General features: G+C 68.1%; 18 protein-coding genes. 8 read left to right on the top strand and 10 right to left on the bottom strand.

The features are described 5' to 3' along the window. Positions 1–109: 109 nt before the first annotated feature. The 9 genes from K883_RS12795 to K883_RS12755 form a co-directional block, all read right to left on the bottom strand. Positions 110–919, bottom strand: coding sequence for an SDR family NAD(P)-dependent oxidoreductase (locus tag K883_RS12795; protein WP_020821620.1), 810 nt, complete (start codon positions 917–919; stop codon positions 110–112). Between the two features lie 6 nt (positions 920–925). Further along, a complete protein-coding gene (locus tag K883_RS12790) occupies positions 926–3349 on the bottom strand; it encodes a CaiB/BaiF CoA transferase family protein (protein WP_020821619.1) in 2424 nt (807 codons plus the stop codon). Then, the gene (locus tag K883_RS12785) at positions 3346–4326 is read right to left on the bottom strand and encodes an enoyl-CoA hydratase/isomerase family protein (protein ID WP_020821618.1); all 981 of its coding nucleotides are present in this window, start codon (positions 4324–4326) and stop codon (positions 3346–3348) included. Before K883_RS12785 ends, K883_RS12790 begins: the two co-directional genes overlap by 4 nt. Before the next feature lie 2 nt (positions 4327–4328). Next, positions 4329–5468: a M24 family metallopeptidase gene (locus tag K883_RS12780; RefSeq protein WP_020821617.1), complete on the bottom strand. Its 1140-nt coding sequence runs from the start codon at positions 5466–5468 to the stop codon at positions 4329–4331. Continuing rightward, a complete protein-coding gene (locus tag K883_RS12775; protein WP_020821616.1) occupies positions 5458–6702 on the bottom strand; it encodes a M24 family metallopeptidase in 1245 nt (414 codons plus the stop codon). The genes K883_RS12780 and K883_RS12775 overlap by 11 nt, the downstream gene beginning before the upstream one ends. Further along, on the bottom strand, positions 6702–7763 hold the full coding sequence (locus K883_RS12770) for an amidohydrolase family protein (protein ID WP_170320577.1): 1062 nt from the start codon (positions 7761–7763) through the stop codon (positions 6702–6704). The genes K883_RS12775 and K883_RS12770 overlap by 1 nt, the downstream gene beginning before the upstream one ends. 164 nt (positions 7764–7927) lie before the next feature. Beyond that, positions 7928–9172: a cytochrome P450 gene (locus tag K883_RS12765; protein WP_020821614.1), complete on the bottom strand. Its 1245-nt coding sequence runs from the start codon at positions 9170–9172 to the stop codon at positions 7928–7930. 2 nt (positions 9173–9174) lie between these two features. Continuing rightward, a complete protein-coding gene (locus K883_RS12760) occupies positions 9175–9369 on the bottom strand; it encodes a ferredoxin (RefSeq protein WP_026071472.1) in 195 nt (64 codons plus the stop codon). Between the two features lie 11 nt (positions 9370–9380). Then, positions 9381–10058, bottom strand: a complete 678-nt coding sequence (locus tag K883_RS12755) for a TetR/AcrR family transcriptional regulator (RefSeq protein ID WP_008253633.1) — start codon at positions 10056–10058, stop codon at positions 9381–9383. Between the two features lie 277 nt (positions 10059–10335). Here K883_RS12755 and K883_RS12750 point away from each other — a divergent pair, with 277 nt between their 5' ends. Genes K883_RS12750 through K883_RS12735 form a run of 4 tightly spaced genes read left to right on the top strand, consistent with a single transcriptional unit; the run spans position 10336 to position 14324 of the window. Further along, on the top strand, positions 10336–11382 hold the full coding sequence (locus K883_RS12750; RefSeq protein ID WP_080691142.1) for a glycosyltransferase: 1047 nt from the start codon (positions 10336–10338) through the stop codon (positions 11380–11382). Beyond that, entirely contained in the window at positions 11379–12620 is a 1242-nt protein-coding gene (locus K883_RS12745) for a glycosyltransferase (RefSeq protein ID WP_014710971.1), read from the top strand. The genes K883_RS12750 and K883_RS12745 overlap by 4 nt, the downstream gene beginning before the upstream one ends. Beyond that, the gene (locus tag K883_RS12740) at positions 12601–13482 is read left to right on the top strand and encodes a glycosyltransferase (RefSeq protein WP_036454632.1); all 882 of its coding nucleotides are present in this window, start codon (positions 12601–12603) and stop codon (positions 13480–13482) included. The genes K883_RS12745 and K883_RS12740 overlap by 20 nt, the downstream gene beginning before the upstream one ends. After that, positions 13482–14324 (top strand): glycosyltransferase family 2 protein, encoded by an 843-nt coding sequence (locus tag K883_RS12735; RefSeq protein ID WP_008253625.1) that lies wholly within the window; start codon positions 13482–13484, stop codon positions 14322–14324. The genes K883_RS12740 and K883_RS12735 overlap by 1 nt, the downstream gene beginning before the upstream one ends. On the opposite strand, the gene K883_RS12730 is transcribed toward K883_RS12735, so the two are convergent. Beyond that, positions 14296–15105 (bottom strand): SDR family NAD(P)-dependent oxidoreductase, encoded by an 810-nt coding sequence (locus K883_RS12730; protein ID WP_036454630.1) that lies wholly within the window; start codon positions 15103–15105, stop codon positions 14296–14298. The genes K883_RS12735 and K883_RS12730 overlap by 29 nt on opposite strands. Before the next feature lie 201 nt (positions 15106–15306). On the opposite strand from K883_RS12730, the gene K883_RS12725 reads away from it, so the two are divergent. The 4 genes from K883_RS12725 (at position 15307) to K883_RS12710 (ending at position 21356) form a co-directional block, all read left to right on the top strand. Beyond that, positions 15307–18066, top strand: a complete 2760-nt coding sequence (locus tag K883_RS12725) for a helix-turn-helix transcriptional regulator (protein ID WP_036455455.1) — start codon at positions 15307–15309, stop codon at positions 18064–18066. A gap of 85 nt (positions 18067–18151) precedes the next feature. Beyond that, a complete protein-coding gene (locus K883_RS12720; protein ID WP_036454628.1) occupies positions 18152–18919 on the top strand; it encodes an SDR family oxidoreductase in 768 nt (255 codons plus the stop codon). A 20-nt stretch (positions 18920–18939) separates the two neighbouring features. Next, positions 18940–19662 (top strand): SDR family NAD(P)-dependent oxidoreductase, encoded by a 723-nt coding sequence (locus tag K883_RS12715; protein WP_008253618.1) that lies wholly within the window; start codon positions 18940–18942, stop codon positions 19660–19662. Between the two features lie 89 nt (positions 19663–19751). After that, a complete protein-coding gene (locus tag K883_RS12710; protein ID WP_156035645.1) occupies positions 19752–21356 on the top strand; it encodes a multicopper oxidase family protein in 1605 nt (534 codons plus the stop codon).

The following is a 21356-nucleotide window of genomic DNA, read 5'->3' as shown; positions in this document are numbered from 1 at the left end:
GGTCGAATGGCCCGACTTCTCAGCGGCCTGTTCCATGCCCCATCGTCGTCGCGCTAGGTCGAATGGCCCGACTTCTCAGCGGCCTGTTCCAGGCCGCATCGTCGTCGCGCTAGGTCGGCGGGCCCAGCCGGTAGTCGCCGGTCCGCGGGTCGTGATACCACCCGCTGGAGGCCTGGGTGCCGCCGTCGATGTGCAGCGTCTGGCCGGTCAGATAGGCCGCCATGTCGGAGGCCAGAAATACTGCCGCGCTGGCGATTTCGTCGACATGGCCGGGACGGCCCAGCGGCACCATGTCGCGCATGGCGCTCGTGGCGGCCTCGCCGCCGAGCTGCGCGAGCCCCTCGGTGAGCGTGATGTCGGGGGCTATCGCGTTGACCCGGATCCCGTGCGGCGCCAACTCCAGCGCCGCGGTCTTGGTGTAGTTGATGACACCGGCCTTGGCGGCCGCGTAGGCGGCGTAGCCCGGCGCCGCGCGCACGCCCTCGATCGAGGTCAGCGAGACGATGCTGCCGGGCAGGCCCTCGGACACCATCTTCCGGGCGACGCGCTGGCTGCACAGCAGCACGTGGCGCAGGTTGGCGCGATAGAGCGCGTCCCAACCGTTTTCGCTCGTTTCCAGCAACGGCGAGGAGAACACGCCGCCGGCGTTGTTCACCAGGATCGTCGGCGTGCCGAGTTCCGCGATGGTGCGTTCCAGCGCGGCATCCACCTGGCCGCCGTCTCGGACATCGGTGACGATCCCCAGGCCGCAGATGGATTCGGCCGCCTGTGCGCAGGTTTGGGCGTCGCGCTCCCAGATCGCCACCCGGGCGCCGAAGGCCGTCATTCCGGCCGCGATGCCGCGGCCGATGCCCGCGCCCCCGCCGGTCACCACCGCGACGCGGCCGGTCAGCAGGATGTTCGAGGGGGCGATCGCCATCGTCGATCAGCCGTGCATCGCCGGCGCGCGGCCGATGACACCGTCGGATTCCAGGCCTGCGATCTCGGCGTCGGACAACCCGAGCCCGGCCAGCAGCTCGCGGTTGTGCTGCCCGAGCAGCGGCGCGTGCTCGGTGTGGAACTTGTCGGGCCCGGCTGAGCATCTCATCGGCACGGTGCTGAGCCTAGCCGGACCGTTGACCGGGTGGTCGACCTCTTCGAAGAAGCCGCGGAACGCCAACTGCTCCAGCTCGGTTTGACGATGCGGTTGCATGACCTTGGCCACCGGCACTCCGGCGTCCCACAGGGTTGCGACGATCTCGTCGCGGCTGCGCCGTTGGCACCAGGCTGCGAGTTGTTCGTCGATCAGATCGTGGTGCTCACTGCGGCCGGCGTGCGTCGTCAGCCCGGGATCGGTTGCCCAGGAGGGAGATCCGATTGCGCGACACAGCTTCACCCACTGATCGTCGGTGGCCACGGCGATGGCGACCCAGCTGTCGAGCCGGCCGAATTCGTCGATATCCGCGCTGAGGTAGAGGTTCTGCGGTGCGGCCGCCGGTCCACGGTTGCCGGCGCGCTCGAGCAGCGCCCCGTACGCCGAGTACTCGATGACCTGCTCGGCCGAGATGCTCAGGGCCGCGTCAACCATTGCCGCTTCGACGAACACGCCCTCACCGGTTCGGCGGCGATGCTCCAGCGCCAGTAGCAGGGCGTTGGCCGCGTGCACACCGGCATTGGGGTCACCGATCGAATACGGGTCATAGGGTGTGCGGTCGGGGTAGCCGGTGAGCCAACTGACTCCGGCGGCGGCTTCGATGACGTAGGCGAAGGCGGGATTGTCACGCCATGGCCCTTCGAGGCCGAAGCCGGGCATCCGCACCATCACCACGTCGGGCCGAATCGATTGAACCGTCGCGAAATCCAGCCCGATCTGGTCCAGCACCCGGGGGGTGAAGTTTTCCACGACGACGTCGCACGTGGCGATGAGCCGGCGCAGCAACTCCCTGCCGCGCGGGCTCTGCAGGTCCAGCGTCAGACCCTTCTTGTTGGTGTTCAGCGCCTCGAAGATCGGCGACTTCTCCCACCATTGCTCCTCGGTGACCGGCACGCCGGCGATCAGCCGCGTGCCGTCCGGCCGTCGCGTCGATTCGACGTGGATGACCTCGGCGCCGAGCATCGCCATAAGGTGCGTGGCGCAGGGTCCCGCCCAGAATGTCGTCATGTCCAGCACTCGGATACCGCTGAGTGGCAGCGCTTTTGCCACGCCCGTCGGTGCGGGGCGGGCGGGGAGGTTCGCGGCCCGGTAATGCTCGGTGTGCGCCCCCAACCGCGGCGCCGGACGCGGTCCGCGCAACTGCGCCGGCCGCATCCGGTAGGGGTGCCCCGGCTGCCGGTAGCCGTCGCGCGGATTGCGGACGAACGAACCGCGTTCCACGAACTGATCGAACGACGTGACGTTGGCGCCGTTGGCTACCGGCGCGTTGGGAATACGGAACGCCGAAGCGAGTTCCCGGATTTCGGCGACCGTGGTGTGGGCCAGCCAGTCGAAGAGCTCCTCGGCGTGGATGTTGGCCTGCTCCGTGATCGACAGCGGCGATTCCTCGTCGATCCACTCCGGGTGGCCCACCATCGCGCACAAGTCGAACCACTGCTGCGCGGTCCCGCAGCCGAGGTCCACCAGTCCGTCTTTCGCCTGAGCCACGCCCGGAATCGTCGGCCGTCGCATGTCCCGCCACGGCCGCCCGAGCACCTCGAAGTACGACACCGGGTAATAGGTGAGGCACAGGATCTGCGTCTCGAGCATCGACAGGTCCAGCAGTTCCCCTGGCCCGCCGTCGAAGCGGCGCCATCGCGACGCCAGGGTGGCCGCGCTCGCGTAGGCTCCGGCCAGGTACTCGCCGACCTGACCGCCGACGAAGACGGGCGGGCGCTCCTGCTCGCCGCGGCCGAGCCCGACGATTCCTCCCGACCACGCCTGCAGCGTGAATTCCGTTGCGGCGCGGTCACGCCAGGGGCCTTCCAGCCCGAACGGCGTGATCGCCGTGACGGTCAGGTGCGGGTGCCGCCGGTGGATGGCGCGCGGCGCAAAGGCCGGGTGCTCGGCCACGGCCGAACCGGCGGACCAGACCACCGCGTCCGCGGAGGCCAGGAGCCGGTTCACCAGCTCGGCGTCGTCCTCGTCGGAGGGGTCGGCGATGACGCTGTGTTTTGCACCGGCCAGGAAGCCGAACAACGCGCCGTCGTCGCCGGGCGCGATGGGCGCGCCCGAGGCAGACCATTTGCGCAGCGGATCTCCTTGCGGCGGCTCGACTTTCACAACATCGGCGCCACCGTCGCAGAGCAACTTGGTGCAGTAGGCACCCGCTATGCCGGTGGACAGATCGATCACCGTATAGCCGGTCAGTGGCGGTTCGACCCGGGATGGCGTCACGAGTTCTTTTTCTTCGCTTTGGCTTTTTTGCGGGCTTTCTTGCTCAGGCGCCACTCGGCGGGAAACTTGCCGTCGTTGTCTTTGACCGCATCACCCAGTCCCTGTTCCATGGCGTCAGCGAGCGTCATCTCGTCACCGACATCCGGGCGAACCATGGCGCCCATCGACTCGAAGACACCGCTGAGCATGCTGCCCAGATACTCGCCCTGGAACTGCTTCATGATCTCGAAGAAGACCTTCTGCATGAAGACGGTGTCGGTGGGGCGGTTGCGGGCGCAGGCCAAGGCGTACTTCTCGACCTCCGCCTCGAGTTGGTCCCTGGGCACCACGCTGTTGAGGAAGTTGCAGTCGTACATCTCGGCGGCGGTGAAAGCCCGTCCGGTGAACACCATTTCCTGGAATTTGCGGATGCCCATGGTCTGCGCCCACCACCACATGCGGGGGCCCCAGCCGTAATACCGGAACGACGGATGCCCGAACAGGGAGTCGTCGCTGGCGATCACCAGGTCCGCGTCGGCGGCCTGGTAGAAGTGCCAGCCGTAGCAGTAGCCCTTGGCTTCGAGGATGCTGATCTTCTTGAAATCCTGCAGGCCGCGGATGCCGGAATTCGGATTGGCATACCACTGACCGAGCGTGGCGCCGTTGCGAAACGAGCCCTCCGGCGGGTGCCTGACCTCCTGGGCACCGATCCGGTATTCGGCGAGCCGCGGCCCTTGGTCGGCCGCGGCACGGACCCGCATCACCTCGACCAGGTCCGCACCCGAGCCGATGTCGTCGCCGGCTCCGCGGACCACCAGGACCTTGACGTCGTCGTCAATGCCGGCGCGGTGCAACAGATCCGCGTAGCGCAGGCGCGCGGCGATCGTCGGCGCGTTGAGGTAATCCGGGCGGTCGAACGTGATCGTGGCGATCCGCGTCTCGGCGTCTTTGTCGTACCGGATGATCTCGTCGGCCGGTGGCTCTGCGGGATCGGTCATCGCTAGGGCTGCCAGAACGGGCTGGCGGTGAGCACTTCCGGACCGTCGGCGGTGATCAGGACCGCTTCTCGCCCGAATACCGCGCCGACTCCTTCTTCCCAGACATAACCCGTCACGGCGAGCACCATCCCCGGTTCCAGACGTTCGCCGGCCGCGGTGGCGGGCAGATGCTTGGAGACGACGGGTGGGTCGAACCCCATGCCCAGGCCACGGGCGACCGGCATCGGTGGGTCCGGCTCCCGCGCGGCGTGGTACGCGGCCATCAGCTCGGCCGCGCCGGCGCCGGGCCGACAGGCCCCGATCAGCCTGTCCCACAGGCTGTGCCAGCGCCGATACAGGGCCGCGGCGCCGCCGGGAACCTGCTTCTTGCCGGCCGGCCAGGTGCGTCCCACCTCGCCGACGTACCCGCCGGCCAGGACTCCCGCGGAGAACGCCACCAGATCGCCGTCCCGGATGCGGCCTTGAACACGGTCACCGCTGTCGGCGCGCCGCCACGGGTGCGTGCGCGAGGTCGCCCACGCGACGTCTTGATTCGACGGCGTGCTCACGCCGCCGGCCGCCGAGGCCTCCAACACGACGCCGGCCAGCGCTTGTTCGCTCACCCCGGGCCGCAATTCCGCGACTGCGGCCGCCAGGGCCGATTCGGCCACCGCGACGGACTCCCGCACCGCGGCGATCTCTTCCGCCGTCTTGACGCGGCGTGCCGCCCGCATAGCGAGCTCGCCATCGATCAGCTGGGCGTTGGGGAATGCGGTCGGCAGCAGCTGCGCGAAAACCGGTGAGAGCGCGTCGGTTCCGACGCGCCTCGCATCGGCCGCACCGTCGATGCGCTGCAGCGCCGACATGGTGTTCACCGGGTTCCACGAGATGCCGTAGAGGTTCTCGTGGGGGATGTCGTCGGGCACGCCCTCGTCCCACGTGCTGAGGAGGTGCACGGCACGGGTCTCCCGGACCACCACGCAGGTCGGACCGAACGGCCGGGTGCCGGCGACCCAAAGCTGCGGCGCGCCGGTGACGTAACGGACATTGGCTTGCCGGCCGAGGACCAGGACATCGAGGTCGTGCGCGGCCATCTGGTCGAGCGCTCGCTGGCGACGCCCCGAGCGTAGCGCGCGCTCGTCGGGCAGGACTTCAGTTCCCATAGGGGTCATAGGGGTAGTCGGTCAAACGGATCCAGCCTTCCTCGGTGATCACCAGGACCTCTTCGCTGCGGTAGCCGCCGGTGCCGTCCTCCCACACCACGGGCTCCAAAACCAGCACCATCCCGGATTGAAGAACGAAATTCTCGTCGAACTCCTGGCCGAGATCCGTTCCGATCATCGGCATTTCGGCGGCATTGACGCCGATGCCGTGGCCCAGGTAGAAGTGTGGCAGCCAGGGCTTGGTGCCGCCGTTGGCCTTGATCGCGGCCCGGCCGAGGTCCGCCGCGGTGGCGCCGGCCTTGGCGACACCCAGGACGGCGGTCATGATCTCGAACCAGGTGTCGAACTGCGCCTGTTGGCGCGTGGAGGGGTCCCGCCCGACGATCCAGGTACGTCCGAAGTCCGAGCAGTAGCCCTGGTAGGTGATGCTGACATCGGTCCACAGCACATCGCCCTCGGCCAGCTCGCGCTCGGTGCTCAGCAGCGGCAACGCCAGGTCGCCGTGCGTGGTCCACACGCCCTCGGCCTTGCTGGGCGGCATCACCTGCCAGATCGGTTCGAGCATGCTGGCCGTGGCGCCCAGCTCGAAGGCGCGTCGCAAAAAGCTTGCCGACAAATCGATCTGGCGTATCCCGGGCGCCAGCCGCTTCTGCACCTCGACCATGGCCTCGTCGGTGATCCGGATGGCGGTGCGCATGCACGACAATTCGTCCGGGGTCTTGACCGACTTGGCCGCGCTGACGACGGCCGCGGCGTCGACCGGGGCCCCGTTCGGGAACAGGACGTTCGCGGCGCGTGACATCGCCCCCGTGCATTCGTCAACAGCGACCACCGATTTGGCCGGGATCAGCTCGGCGAGTGTCCGCGCGAAATGGGCTACGCCCTCGTCGAATTCGAGATAGACCGGCCCGTGCAGGTGGTCGGCGGGCAGATCCGACTCCTGTGCGGCCCCCTCCCGGAACGGGAGGAACAGGTGCGGCCATTCGTCGTCAGCGAGCACCACGGCCACCGGGCGCTCGACATAGGACAGTCCGGCGTCGCCCAGTGGCCAACTTGCGCCGGTGGCGTAGACGACGGCGTTGTTGCCGAGCAGGATCATCGCGTCGACGCCGCGTTCGGTCATCGCCGACCGCAGCCGCGCTCCCGTCTCGCGGCGCAGGCGCGCCAGGTCGGGTGTTTCGGGAATCACCAGTCCGTTGCCGCTGCTGGTGCCCAGGTCTGCGAGTGTCTTCACTACAGGCCCAAGAACGTTGTGATGTTGTCGCTGACGATCTTCTTCGCGTTCGCCGGACCGACGGCGTCGACAACGGCCTTCAGCGACTTCTCCGAGTAGCCATAGGTGCTTTCGTTGTGCGGGTAGTCGCTGGACCACATCACCCTGTCCACCCCGATCTGGTCGATCAGCTGCAGGCCCAGGGGGTCGACCATGAACGACGCGCTCATGTGGGTGTCCCAGTAGTAGCGCACATCGTGCTGCAGCGGCCGGTTGAACATGTGCTGATAGGACGCGACCAGGTGTTCGGCGTCCTGCAAAGCCCATGGCACCCAGGCAATTCCGCCCTCGAACCAGCCGATCCGCAGCCCGGGATGATCGTCGAGAATTCCGGTGAAGAGATATTTGGCGAACTGCTCGCGGAAGCCGTCGACGTTGATCATCATGCCGACCACCACGCTGTTGAACTGACACGGGGTCTTCGGCGGGGTCTCGCCGATGTGGTGGGTCACCGGCAGGCCGGCGGCCTCGATCTCGTCCCAGACCGGTTTCATCGCGGTACTGCCGTAGTCGATGATGTTGCCCTCGTCGTCCTTGCCCGGGTTGAGCGGTAGTAGGAACGTCTTGAGTCCCAGGGACTTCAGCTCGTCGAGGGTCTTGCGGGTCCCCCGAGGGTCCCACCAGTTGATCAGGCCCGCCCCGTAGAAGTGGCCGCCGGAGCGCTCCTGCAACTCAGCGATGTATTCGTTGTAGATGCGGAAGGCAAGCTCGCGAAGTTGCTTGTCCGGGTAGTGGAACAGCGCCAGCACCGCGTTGGGAAAAGCCAGTTCCTTCTCGACCCCGTCGTCATGCAATTCCTGAATCCGGGCCTCGATGTTGGTGCTGGCGGCGCCGGGCAGGTCGTCGTACTGCATCAGGACCGCGCTGAAATCACCCGGCAGGAACGACTGTCCCTTGCGGCCGACCTGGTAGGCGCCCTCCTCGTACCAGATCCGCGGCGCCTTGTCCTTCAGGTCTTCCGGGAAGCGTTGGTAGAAGATGTCATCGGCGAGCGAGATGTGGTTGTCCGCCGAGAAGACCACGGTCCCCGCGGGCAGGCCCACATCGCTGCCGGCGGCGTGGCCGCGCCGGTCCTTCGGAGCGCCATAGCCTCCGGGCGGGTAGAGCGTGCTTGCTTGAGTCGTCATCGTTGACCCTCCATTCGGATCCGCTGTTGTCGGCAGTTTTTCAAAGGCAGCGAGCTGGGCTACCAGGTCACCGGCAGTTCGTAGACGCCGTAGGCGAGGCGGTCATGCTTGAACGGGACTTCTTCGATCGGCACGGCCAGTTCCATCGTCGGGACGCGGCGCAGCAGGGTCTGGAACACGATCTGCAGTTCCGCCCGCGCCAACTGCTGGCCCACGCACTGGTGGCGGCCGTAGCCGAAGGCCACATTGCGATCGGCTCCCGAGCGATGCAGGTACAGGCGATCGGGTTCGGCGAAGGCCTGCGCATCCCAGTTAGCCGGTGCCAGGTCGATGATGATGCCCTCGTTTGCACGAATGGTCTCGCCACCGATATGAATGTCTTCCACGGCAACACGGCGCTGTCCGTTTTGGATGATGCTGAGGTAGCGCAGCAATTCCTCCACCGCGTTGGCGAGAATCTTCGGGTCCTCGGCATCGCGGATGACGGCGGCCTGGTCCGGATTCACCAGCAGCGCAAGCACTCCGAGCCCGATCATGTTCGCGGTCGTCTCGTGCCCGGCGATCAGCAATCCGGTGCCCAGCTGCGCGGCTTCCTTGACGCTGAGCTCGCCGGCCTTGACCCGCTCGGCCAGGTCGGAAACCGCGTCTTCCGCAGGGTTTTCCATCTTGGCTTCCACCAGCTGAGCCAGGTACTTGTGCAGGCTCATCGCACCCTTCATGGTGTCCTCGGCGGCGGCGAAGCGCGCGAGGCCAACGTTGGCGTGGTGCTGGAACATCTCGGCGTCCTCGTAAGGCACGCCCAGCAATTGGCTGATCACCAGCGACGGAACCGGAAGCGCAATGGCGGCAACGACATCCGCGGGCTGCGGGCCGGCCAGCATCGTGTCGATGTGGTCGTCGGTGATCTGCTGGATCGTCGGCCGCAGACCCTCCACCCGCCGGAACGTGAAGGGCTTGGACAGCATCCGCCGGAACCGGGTGTGCTCCTCGCCGTCGGAGGTGAACACCGACCGGGGCCGCTTGTGCACGGTCGACAACATGCCTTCGTTCCAGTGCGGGAAGCCGGGCACCCGGTCGTCGACGCTGACCCGCGAATCCGAGAACAGCTCGCGCACTTGCTCGTAGCCGGTGATGAGCCACGGCGTACTGCCATCCCAGATCCGCACCCGAGACAGCGGCCGGGACTCGGCCAGCGCCATGACGTCCGGCGGCGGGGCGAACGGGCAGCGCGGCTCCCTGGCCATCGGATAGTCCGGAATGTCGGCGGTCTGCTCTGTGGTGGCACTCGTCAGAATGTCTGACATCTCTATTCCTCGATGTGGATGGCCAGGGCGGGACAGGCGGCCGCCGCCCGCCTCGCACCTTCGGCCTGGTCGGCCGTAGGACTGGGATTGAGTAGGACGACCACGCCGTCGTCGTCGCGCTGGTCGAACACTTCGGGCGCATTCATGACGCAGTTCCCGGACGAGGCGCAAACATCTTGGTCAACAGTCACTTTCATCTTCAAACCCCTCACTCGTACGCCGTCACGGGCGCCAGCCACAGGCCCACGATCGCGTCGATGAGCCCGGACGCCGCAGCGCGCCAGGAACGATGGGACGTCAACGTTCCCGCGACAAGCGCGCGTTCACGGTCGGCGCAGGTGTGCATCAACAGGTTTCGGGCCATGATGTTGCGTTCGAAGTGCACCTCGGCCGGCAGCTCGGGCAGACACCGGTTGATGCCGTCGACGACCTGAACCAGCGAGGGCGAGCTGAGCGCGCCCTTGACGATGATGTTGTAGTAGGCGGGGTCGGTCATCGCCTGCGCCGCGAACCGCGCGTACCACGTCGGATTTCCGAGCTCCTCGAGGTGATCGGTGAGCGGGCGCACCAGGCAGGCCACCCAGTTGCGCAGTTCGGCGTCCCGGCCGTCGGCGGCGCCGGAGGCCAACAGCTCGTCGACCATCCGCTCGCGGAGCTGTTCGACGGGTCCGCGGTGCTTGTGCTCGATCGCGCGCACCAGGTCGGCCTTGGTGCCGAAGTGGTAGCCGACCGCGGCGTTGTTGCCCTGGCCGGCAGCCTCGCTGACTTGTCGGTTGGACACCGCGAACATGCCGTGCTCGGCGTAGAGCCGCTCGGCGGCCACCAAGATCGCCTCTTGAGTGGAGCTGGCCCGCTCGGTGCGCACGGTCCGGCCGACGGTGGTCATCGGCCCAGTCAACCCGCCGCAGGCCGTTAAGTCAAGCGCTTGATTTAATCCGCAGCCGACCTCGGAGCGGGACGCCGCCGACACAAGCGGCCCGGGCGCGGGCTTACGGTCGCGTGTCCGAGTTTGGCCCCGCGTGTTGCGGGTATTGCAGCTTCGCAGCGTCCTTCAGTCAGCAGGGACGGTTCTGCTTCTCGACAGACGGGACGGTGCCGCCAGGATGCGCGGCTGCCCCTACAGATTTTGAGAAGGGGCCTTGAGTTTGTTGCGCGTAGCTTCGGTGCCGGCGTCGCACGTCTACGTCCGCCACCTCGGCAATCCGTACTCGGATTGTGTTGTGCGCCTGGATGATCCGGCGCCGGCGGATGGCCGCACCGTGCCGGGAGGCTGGTGGCCGCCGCTGATGTTGGAGCCGGGCTGGGTCAGCGACAACCACTCACGATTCGACGTGTTCCACATCCACTTCGGGTTCGACGCCGTCACTCCGGAGGATTTGGCCGGAGTCGTCGAAGAACTCAAAAAGCACAACAAGCCGCTGGTGTACACGGTGCACGATCTGCGCAATCCACATCACCCGGAACCCGAGGCCCACGCCGCCCAGCAGGACGTCCTGATTTCCGCCGCCGACGAGCTGATAACGTTGACGCCCGGTGCCGCACAGCTGATTTGGCGAAACTGGGGGCGGCGGGCCCGCGTGTTGCCGCACCCGCACGTGCTCGAAAAGGAGTGGATCGAGAGGCCCCGCGCCCGCGGCGAGCGATTCGTCGTCGGCCTGCACGCCAAGAGTTTGCGCGCCAACATGGACCCGTTGCCCGTCGTGGACGCGCTCGCGGCGATCGTGTCGTCCCTGCCCGACGCGATCCTGCAGGTCGACGTCCACGACGAGATCTTCGATCCCGACAATCACTGGTTCGCACCGTCGACCGGCGCGGCACTGCTGGCCTACGACTCCCACGAGCATGTGCAGGTCCGGGTGCACCCGTACTTCTCGGACGACGAATTCTGGGATTATCTCGCTTCGCTGACGGTGTCCGTACTGCCCTACCGGTTCGGCACCCATTCGGGCTGGCTCGAGGCGAGCTACGATCTCGGAACCGCCGTGGTGGCGCCCAGCTGCGGCTTCTATCACCAGCAACGCCCGTGCGGTGTTTTCGGTTTCGGTGACCAGGGCTTGGATCCCGTGTCGCTGTGCGGTGCGATCCACCGGGCACACGCGCGTTGGGCCGCCGGCTGCCCCGCCCCCCGGGCGGACTGGGTGGCGCGGCTCGCCGAAAGGCGAGAGCTCGCCGCGGCGCATCGTGCCATCTACGCGAGCGTCCTGCGATGACGGAGCCACTGCGCGTGGCGCTGATCGCCTCGACCCGCCATCCGATTCGCCAACCGTTCGCCGGGGGCCTCGAAGCGCACGTCTGCCACCTGACCCGCGCGCTCGCATCCCGCGGCTATCGGGTGTCGCTGTTCGCCGCGGCGGGTTCGGATCCCGGTTTGAACTGTCAGACGCTCGACGTGCGCCCGTTGCATCTGTCGGACGCGGCGCGCCGCGACGTGTCGATGCCCCCGGCAGATTTCATGGCCGATCATCACGCGTACCTATCGTTGATGTTGTGGTTGGCGGGGCCCGGGAGCCAACAGTTCGACATCATCCACAACCACAGCCTGCATTACCTTCCGGTGGCGATGGCCTCGGCGTTGTCCACCCCGATGCTCACCACGGTGCACACGCCGCCGACGCCCTGGCTCGAGTCGGCGATCGGTGCCGCCACCGGGCAGGGGACCCGCTTTGCGGCGGTCTCCCGACACACCGCTGCGGCGTGGCGAGGCCTCACCGGAGATATCACCGTGATTCCCAACGGCATTCATACGGGCCAGTGGCCCCTCGGCCCGGGTGGGCCGTCTTTGGTGTGGTTTGGCCGGATCACCCCGGAGAAGGCACCCCATCTGGCGATCGCCGCGGCCCAACGGGCGCGCAGACCGTTGGTCCTCGCCGGTCCGATCTCCGACCAGCAGTACTTTCTCCGCCACATTGAGCCCCACCTTCGGGGAGACGTCCGGTATGCGGGCCATCTGGACCAGCGGCGACTGGCCCACGTGGTCAACCACGCCGCAGCGGCGCTTGTCACCCCGACCTGGGACGAGCCGTACGGCCTTGTCGTCGCCGAAGCGATGTCGTGCGGCACCCCCGTCGTAGCGTTCGCGCTCGGTGGCATCCCCGAACTCATCAGCGCGGCGTCGGGGCGACTCATCGTCGCCGGTGACGTCGCCGCCATGGCGGACGCCATCGGCACGGTGCTCGCGCTACCGCGAAAGCGGGTGCGCGAGCACGCCATTCGCCAGTGTTCGGCCGAAGCGATGGTGACCGCCTACACCAATGTGTACCGAGAAATGATCGACGACTTCGCGGGCAGGCAACATGATCGGGTACTACATTCACCACCACGGGTTCGGGCATCTGGCGCGGGCCATGAGCGTCTGCGCACGGATGCGCCGCCCGGTGACAGCCATGACATCGCTGGATGTGCCGGAGCCCCACCCGTTTTCGGAGGTCATGAGGTTACCGCGCGATGACGAGGGACCGCAGCCACGCGAGGCCACCGCACACGGCGCGCTGCATTGGGCGCCCCACCACGACCCCGGGCTGAGCGCCCGGATGAACCAGATCGCGGAGTGGGTGTCCGACGCGCGGCCCGAGGCCGTCGTTGTCGACGTATCGGTGGAAGTGGCGCTGTTCATCCGGTTGCTCGGCGTACCGGTGATCGTCGTGGCGTTGCCCGGCAGCCGCGTGGACGCCCCGCATGTGCTGGTGCATCGCCTCGCCGATCACATCGTGGCGGCCTGGCCGCGCGCGTTGTGTGTGCCGTCATGGCTGCGGCAGTGGGAGGACAAGACCAGCTACGTCGGTGGCATCAGCCGCTTCGAGGGCCGCGATCGTCGCGGCGGCGAGCCCGAGTCATCGGCACGGCCGTTGAACGAGACGCGCGTCGTCGTATTGGGCGGGGCCGGCGGCGCATTCGGAACCTCGCTGCAGGACTGTGCCGCAGCGGATTCGGTCCGGTCATGGACGACGCTCGGCGGCAAGGCCGGTGCGTGGAAACATGACCCGTGGCCCGAGATCCGCGGGGCGGATGTCGTCGTCACCCACGCGGGTCAGAGCTGCATTGCTGATGTCGCCGCGGCGAGACGTCCCGCTTTGGTCCTCCCGCAGTCGCGGCCCTTCGATGAGCAACACGCGACGGCCCGGATGCTCAAGCGCCACCAGCTTGCGGTGGTCACGCACGGCATGCCCGACCCACGGGCGTGGCCGGCGCTGCTGACCGCCACCATGGCGACCGATCCGCGACGGTGGCGACGGTGGGAAGTGGATGGGGCGGCCGACCGTGCCGCCGAAGCCATCGAGTCGACGGCCCGCCGTTGTAGGCAAGGCACGTAGTGCGCACCGCCGTCATCACCGTCGTGCACGGCAGGGGCGACCACCTGCGGCGGCAGCTCGAAGGCCTCGCCAGCAGCACACTGCGGGCGGACCTGCACATCGTGGTGGCGCTCGGTGACCCCACCGTCGCCGCCCTGGTAAGCGAGCTGAAGGCGCCGGCGCTGGTGGTTGAGTGCGAGGCCGCCCGCCCGTTGCCGGTGGCGATGGGACGCAACGTGGGAGCGGCCGCGGCGATACGAAATGCCGCCGAGCTCTTGGTTTTTCTCGACGTCGATTGCATTCCCGGCGCGGAGTTGCTCGACCGCTACCACGGAGTCGCAGGCAGATCCGAACACGCGGACGCGATCCTGAATGGCCCGGTCACGTATTTGCCACCACCCGGGCCGGGCGGCTACGTGATCTCCGAGGTGCGGTCGAATCCCGACCCGCATCGTGCTCGGCCCGCACCGCGGGACGGCGCCGTCCTCTCCACGACGGACTATGCGCTGTTCTGGTCGCTGTCTTTCGCGGTGAAAGTCCCTACGTGGCAGCGGATCGGGGGATTCTGCGAGCGGTACCGCGGCTACGGCGGAGAGGACACGGACTTCGCGCAATGCGCGGCGGCACGCCAAGTTCCGATGCGCTGGGTCGGCGGGGCCCACGCATTCCACCAGCACCATGCGGTCGCCGATCCCCCCGTCGACCACCTCGAGGACATACTGCGCAACGCCGAGATCTTCTATGGGCGTTGGGGCTGGTGGCCGATGGAGGGCTGGCTGTCCTCCTTCGCGGACCAAGGCCTGATCCGTCGCGACGCCGACGGACGTCCCCGCCCTATCCCCCACCCTTCTTGGGCCGAATGACCTTGCCCGCCACCGTTCCGCCGTCGACGGGCAACACGGTCCCGGTGACGTAGCGCGACCGGTCGGTCGCGAAATACAGCGCGGCCTCGGCGACGTCATCGGGCGTGCCGTCGCGCTTCAGCGGGCGGTCATCGCGCATCCCCTGGCGAATCCGCGCCTCGAACTGCTCGAGCTGTTCGGGGTCCATGCCGGCCGCCGACTTCCCCAAGATCGGCGTGGGGATGCTGCCCGGCGCGATGGCGTTGACCCGAATCTCGTGGTACGCCAACTCGATTGCCGCGGACTTGGTGAACTGGATGACCGCCGCCTTGGACGCGCGGTAGATCATCACGCCGCCGCCGGCCTGGATCCCGCCGATCGAGGTGATGTTGATGATGGATCCGCCGCCATGTTCGGCCATGTGCCGCGCGGCATCTCGGGTGCCCGCCATGACGCCCAGCACGTTGACCCCCATCACCCGATGGAAATCGGTCAGGTCGTCGTCGAGCAACTTCCGCAGGGGGCTCGAGATTCCGGCGTTGTTGACCATCACGTGCAGGCCACCGAACTTCGCGACGGCAGCGGAGACCAGCGCGCCGACCTGTTCGGGGTCGGAGACATCCGTCGGCTGGAAGAGGGCATTGTCGCCCAGCGACGCCGCCAGCGCCTCGCCCCGGTCGGCCTCGACGTCGGCGATGACGACGCGTGCGCCCTCGGCCGCAAACCGCTCCACGAGGCCCCGGCCGATGCCGGACGCGCCGCCGGTGACGATGGCGACCTTGCCATCAAGTTCGTTAACCACCTGACGAGTTAATCGGGGCCCTCAGCGTTAAGTCAAGCAGTTGATTTAAGACTGTGCGGGCCGGGTGCTCGTCGCCCCGGCGACGCGCGCCATCGGTAAGGTCGTACAGCAAATCCTTCGGACGCGGCGGTGTGGGTGAAAGTTCAGCAGGCGCAACCTTTGCGCGGCCGGAGCGCGGAATGCGCGGCGCTCGAACGCCTGGTGTCGGACGCCCGCGCGGGCCAAAGCCGGGTCCTGGTATTGCGGGGGGAAGCGGGCATCGGCAAGACCGCATTGTTGGACTTCGTCTCCGAGCGCGCTTCAGGATTTCGCGTGGCGCGGGTGGCGGGTGTGGAGTCCGAGATGGAGCTACCGTTCGCCGCGCTGCAGCAACTCTGCGTGCCGCTGCTCGACTTCTCCGACCGCTTACCGGCTCCGCAACGCGACGCCCTGGAGATCGCCTTCGGGCGAAGCGCCGGACGGGCACCGGAGCGCTTCCTGGTCGGGTTGGCGGTGCTCAGTTTGATCGGCGCGGCGACGGAGTCGCAGCCCTTGATCGTCCTGGTCGACGATGCGCAGTGGATTGACCGTATCTCGGCCCAGACGTTGGCGTTCGTCGCCCGCCGCCTGATCGCCGAGCCGGCGGCGATGGTCTTCGCGATGCGCGACGGTGCCGTGGCGTTGGACACCGATGAGCTGAGCGGGCTGCCCGAATTGACGCTCGGCGGGCTCGAACCGGGCGACGCCCGGGCGTTGCTGGATTCGGTCATCCTCGGCCGGCTGGACGACCAGGTGCGCGATCGCATCGTGGCGGAAACGCGGGGCAATCCGTTGGCTCTGCTGGAGCTGCCGCGGGGCCTGACCGGCGCGGAGCTGGCGGGCGGCTTCCAGCGCCCGGACGTGCGACCGCTGGCGGGACAGATCGAGCAGACATTCCTGCGGCGGATCCGCTCGCTTCCCGACCACACCCAGCGCCTGTTGACGACCGCCGCCGCGGAGCCGGTGGGCGACGCCGCGCTATTGCTGCGCGCCGCCGAGCATTTGGGCCTTCCGCCGGACGCGGCGGCCGATGCGGAAGCGGCCGGGTTGATCGACGTGGGGACCCGGGTGCGGTTCCGCCATCCCCTGGTGCGCTCGGCCGCATACCGCACGGCGGACCTGATCGAGCGCCGACGGATCCATCGCGCGCTGGCCGAGGCGACCGACAGGCGAAGTGATCCCGACCGCCGCGCATGGCATCTGGCCATCGCGGCCCACGGCCCGGACGAATCCGTTGCCGCCGCGCTGGAGCGCTCCGCCGACCGCGCCCAGGCCCGGGGCGGCGTCGCCGCCGCGGCCGCCTTCTTGGAACGGGCGACCCAATTGAGCGCCGAGCCGTCCCGCCGGGGAACGCGGGCGCTCGCGGCCGCTCAGGCCAAACGCGACGCGGCCGCCTTCGACGCGGCGGACGAGCTGATCACGGTCGCCGAGGGCGCGTCGCTGGACGAGTTGCAGCAGGCCCGTGCCGCCCGGTTGCGCGCGCAGATCGTCTTCGCCCGAAGCCGCAGCGGTGCCGCCGACGCGCCAACGGTCTCCGACGCCGCCATCGGTTTGCTCGATGCCGCCCGCGGGCTGGAGAGACTTGACGGCGCGCATTCCCGCGAAACGTACCTAGAAGCCTTGGGGGCGGCGATGTTCGGCGGCCGTCTCTGCCCGCACGGCGGCATTCACCTGGTCGCCGAAGCGGCCCGCGCCGCGCCGCCCGGGCCGCAACCCGCGCGTCCGGTCGACCTTCTGCTGGACGGCATCGCGTTGCGGGCCACGGCCGGGCAAGTCCCGAGCGTGACGGCGCTGCGCGACGCGCTGGCCCGCATCCAGGACGAAGCAGAGCGCGGCGACGATGTGCTGCACTGGTTCTGGCAGGCCTTCCCCGTCGTCCAGGAATCCGCCGTCCACGAGCTGTGGGACGACGAGGTATGGCACCGTCTGGCCACCCACGCCGTTCGGCTCGCGCGCGGTGCGGGCGCACTCGCCGTGTTACCGCACGCCCTGGTCTACCGCGCCGGAGTGCACGTGCAGGCGGGCGAATTCGCGACGGCGTCTCAACTCATCGAGGAGGCCAAGGCGATCTCGGCCGCCACCGGTTATGTCCCGGTCAAATACCACTCGGTGCTGTTGGCCGCGTGGCGCGGCAACGAGGACGTCGCGACCGCCCTGATCGAGCAGGCCGCCGCGGACGGGATGGCAAGGGGCGAAGGGCGAGTCGTCGGATTGACCGGGTATTGCGGCGCCGTCCTCTACAACGGCCTGTGCCGCTACGACGATGCCTTCGCGGCGGCCCGCACGGCATGCGAATACGAGGACCTGGGCCTGTTCGGGTGGTGCCTGATCGAACTCGTCGAAGCCGCCGCGCGAAGCGGCCAAACCGACGCGGCCCGCGACGCCCTGCGCCAACTGGAAGTCCGGGCGCTCAGCGCCCGAACAGATTGGGCCGACGGGGTTTTCCTTCGGTCCAAGGCGCTGCTGGCCTCCGACCGCGACGCGGAGGCCTGCCACCTCGAGGCGATCGACAAGCTCGCGCGGACGCGCATCGCCGTCCAGCTGGCCCGCGCGCACCTGTCCTACGGGGAGTGGCTGCGCCGTTGCAACCGCCGGATCGACGCGCGCTCCCAGTTGGGTACCGCCCACGAGATGTTCACCCGGATGGGAGCCGGCGCGTTCGCCGCGCGAGCCCGCCGCGAGCTGCTGGCCACCGGCGAGAAAGTGAACAAGCGGTCCGGGAAAACGGGAAACGCCTCCGGCGGCGAGCTGACGGCGCAGGAGGCCCAGATCGCCCGGCTGGCCGGTGAGGGCCTGACCAACCCCGAGATCGCCGCGCAATTGTTCATCAGCAGCCACACCGTCGAATGGCACCTGCGCAAGGTGTTCGCCAAGCTCGGCATCACCTCCCGCCGGCAACTGCGCGGCTTGGCCAAGGAGTTTGGCCCCCTGAGTTCGGCATGACTACGGACTTTCCAGGGTTCCCCCGGACCAGCGCGCGGGCCATGCTGAAGAGGCCAGTTCGTCGGGAAGCGTGAAAGGCGTGGTCATGAAGGTTTTGGTAATCGGTGGCAGTGGGTTGATCGGATCACAGGTTGTCACCCTGCTCACCGAGCAGGAACACGAAGCCGTCCCGGCGTCACCGAGCACGGGCGTCAACACCGTGACCGGTGAGGGGGTCGCCGAGGCCGTCGCCGGTGTCCAGGCGGTGGTGGACGTCTCCAACTCGCCGTCGTGGGCAGATGACGACGTGCTGAACTTCTTCACCACCTCCACCCGCAACCTTCTCGAGGCGGAGCGGGCCGCGGGCGTGCAGCACCACGTCGCGCTCTCGATCGTGGGAGCCGACCGCGCGGCCGCAAGTGGTTACATGCGGGCCAAGATCGCTCAGGAAAAGGTGATCGTGGAATCCGGAGCCCCCTACACCATCGTGCGGGCCACTCAGTTCTTCGAATTCGTTGCGGGCATTGCGGATTCGATGACCGAGGGTGACACGGTCCGGGCGCCGCATGGGGCGTTCCAGCCGATCGCCGCCGCGGATGTGGCCACGGCCGTCGCCCGCGCCGCGATCGGTGAGCCGGTCAACGGGGTGATCAACATCGCCGGACCCGAAAAGCAGGGCATGGACGACTTCATCCGGACCCGGTTCGCCGCGACCGGCGATGCCCGCCGCGTGGTGACCGACCCGGATGCGCAGTATTACGGCGCGGTCCTCGACGAGCGCATGATCGTTCCCGTCGAGGGCGAAGAAGTGACCATCTACCCCACCCGGTTCGGCGACTGGCTGGCCTCGCAGGCGCCCAGCAACGCCGAGTAACGGCTGGAGGAGGCGGTCCGATGGAGCTGATGGACCACACCGCGGTGATCACCGGCGGGACGGCGGGCATTGGACTGGAATCGGCTCGGCTGTTCGCCAGCGAAGGCGCCACCGTCATCGTCTCGGGCCGCGATCCGGCCAGGGGAGCGCACGCGGTGGAGGTCATCGGCCCGAAGGCACGGTTCATCCAGACCGACATGGCCGATATCGATTCGGTGAATTCGCTTGTGCAGCAGTGCGGTGAGGTCGACATCATCGTCAACAACGCCGGCAGCTTTCCGTCGGCATTGACGGTGGAGCAGGGGATGTCGGCGTTCGAGACGATGTTCGACACCAACGTGCGCGGCGCGTACTTTCTGGTTGCCGGCCTGGTCCCGGGAATGCTCAACCGCGGCCGCGGCAGCATCGTCAACATCACGACCATGGCCGCCTTCAAGGGAATTCCCGGTGCGTCGGGCTACAGCGCCTCCAAGGCCGCGGTGGAATCGCTCACCCGCACCTGGGCCGCCGAATTCGGAGGGGCCGGGGTGCGGGTGAACAGCGTGGCGCCGGGGCCCACCCGCACCCCCGGGGTGGCGGCGGAATGGGGCGACGTCAACGAGGAGCTCGGGCGGGCCCTGCCACTGGGGCGCACCGCCTTCCCGTCCGAGATCGCCGAAGCGGTGCTCTTCCTGAGCTCCCCTCGCTCCAGCTTCATCACCGGCTCGACCCTGCACGTCGACGGCGGCGGCGCCGCGGTTTGATCGCCGCGGCGGTCAACGTCGAGTTGTTGCGGACTTTTCGCCGGCGTTCGCTCTACGGTGGGTAGTTGCGCAACGACGAGGAGCATTCATTGCCCGGGCAACCCACCAGCGACGTAACCTTCGACCGAACCCGGCTCACCAGGCGCGGTTTCATGGCCGCGGGCATCGCCGGCGGGTTGGCGCTGACGGCGTGCAGCCAAACCAAACCCGAGCCGTCGGGCAGTGCCAGGATGGCCGCCGCCGTCGATGCGGCCGAGGCCGCCCGGCCGCACAGCGGCCGGACCGTCACCGCCACCCTGACGTCCCAGCAGGTGCAGATCGACCTGGGCGGACCGGTCGTCCGCACGCTGGCCTTCGGCGATTCCATCCCCGGTCCGGTGCTCCGCGCCAGCATCGGTGACCAAGTCGTGGTGACGGTGAAAAACCGGCTCGATCATCCGACGTCGGTGCATTGGCACGGTATCGCCGTGCGCAACGACATGGACGGCGCCGAGCCCGCCACGCCCAACATCGCGGCCGGCCACGACTTCACTTACCGGTTCTCCGTGCCCAACTCGGGCACCTACTGGGCACATCCGCACACCGGCCTGGACGAGGACACCGGGCTGTACCTGCCGGTCATCGTCGACGACCCGACCGAGGGCAATTACGACGCCGAATGGATTGTCGTCCTCGACGATTGGACCGACGGCGTCGGCAAGAGCCCCCAGCAGCTCTACGGCGATCTGAGCAACCCGAACAAGTCGCCCATGCCCGCCACATCCGAGACGACCCCGACCACCACGCCGGCGAGCGAAGCGAGTACGACCGAGACCAGCCCGACGACTTCGACAAGCCCGGCGCCCGGCGGGCCCGGGCCCACGGCGGGAAGTGCCGGCAGCAGCGACCTCCTCGGTGGCGACGCCGGAGACATCACCTACCCCCACTACCTGATCAACGGCCGAATTCCCGCCTCCCCCATGACGTTCAACGCGAAGCCTGGCCAGCGGATACGGATCCGCTTCATCAACGCCGCCTCCGACACCACCTTCCGGGTCGCGCTGGCCGGCCATTCGATGACGGTGACCCACACCGACGGCTACCCCGTGGTGCCCGCTGCGGTCGACGCCCTGCTCATCGGCATGGCCGAACGCTACGACGTCCTTGTGACCGCCGCGGACGGTGTCTTCCCACTCGTCGCCGTCGCGGAGGGCAAAAACGCTCTGGCGCGGGCATTGCTGGCCACGGGGGCGGGCAGCGCGCCCGACCCGCAACTGCAGCCCGGCGAACTCACCAAGCGCGTGGGCACCGTCGAAATGTTCACCGCTACAACACCGGTCAACCTTGGGCGCCCCGATCCGAACCTCAATCTCCCGGTCGTGCTGGGTGGCAACATGATGCAGTACAACTGGACGATCAACGGGCAGCCCTTCGGCAAGACGAGCCCGCTGCGCGTGCAACAGGGCCAGCGGCCCACCATCACCTTCGACAACACCACGACGATGTACCACCCGATTCACCTGCACGGGCACACATTCCAGGTGATCAAGCCCGACGGCAGCCCGGGCGCCCGCAAGGACACCGTCATCGTGCTGCCCAAACAGAAGCTCGCCGCCGTTCTCGTTGCCGATAACCCCGGCACGTGGCTGATGCACTGCCACAACACCTATCACCAGGTCGCCGGGATGGAGACGCGCCTGGACTACGTCTTCTGA

Source organism: Mycobacterium sp. TKK-01-0059 (genome assembly GCF_000709305.1).
GTDB classification, from domain to species: Bacteria; Actinomycetota; Actinomycetes; order Mycobacteriales; family Mycobacteriaceae; genus Mycobacterium; species Mycobacterium intracellulare.
This window is presented reverse-complemented; position numbering and strand designations above follow the sequence as displayed.

Bases quoted from the DNA above. Each gene is read 5' to 3' on its own strand.
- K883_RS12765 (WP_020821614.1), bottom strand. From the start codon at position 9,172: ATGTCAGACATTCTGACGAGTGCCACCACAGAGCAGACCGCCGACATT.
- K883_RS12760 (WP_026071472.1), bottom strand. From the start codon at position 9,369: ATGAAAGTGACTGTTGACCAAGATGTTTGCGCCTCGTCCGGGAACTGC.
- K883_RS12745 (WP_014710971.1), top strand. From the start codon at position 11,379: ATGACGGAGCCACTGCGCGTGGCGCTGATCGCCTCGACCCGCCATCCG.
- K883_RS12740 (WP_036454632.1), top strand. From the start codon at position 12,601: ATGAGGTTACCGCGCGATGACGAGGGACCGCAGCCACGCGAGGCCACC.
- K883_RS12780 (WP_020821617.1), bottom strand. From the start codon at position 5,468: ATGGGAACTGAAGTCCTGCCCGACGAGCGCGCGCTACGCTCGGGGCGT.
- K883_RS12755 (WP_008253633.1), bottom strand. From the start codon at position 10,058: ATGACCACCGTCGGCCGGACCGTGCGCACCGAGCGGGCCAGCTCCACT.
- K883_RS12785 (WP_020821618.1), bottom strand. From the start codon at position 4,326: ATGACCGATCCCGCAGAGCCACCGGCCGACGAGATCATCCGGTACGAC.
- K883_RS12795 (WP_020821620.1), bottom strand. From the start codon at position 919: ATGGCGATCGCCCCCTCGAACATCCTGCTGACCGGCCGCGTCGCGGTG.
- K883_RS12720 (WP_036454628.1), top strand. From the start codon at position 18,152: ATGAAGGTTTTGGTAATCGGTGGCAGTGGGTTGATCGGATCACAGGTT.
- K883_RS12715 (WP_008253618.1), top strand. From the start codon at position 18,940: ATGGAGCTGATGGACCACACCGCGGTGATCACCGGCGGGACGGCGGGC.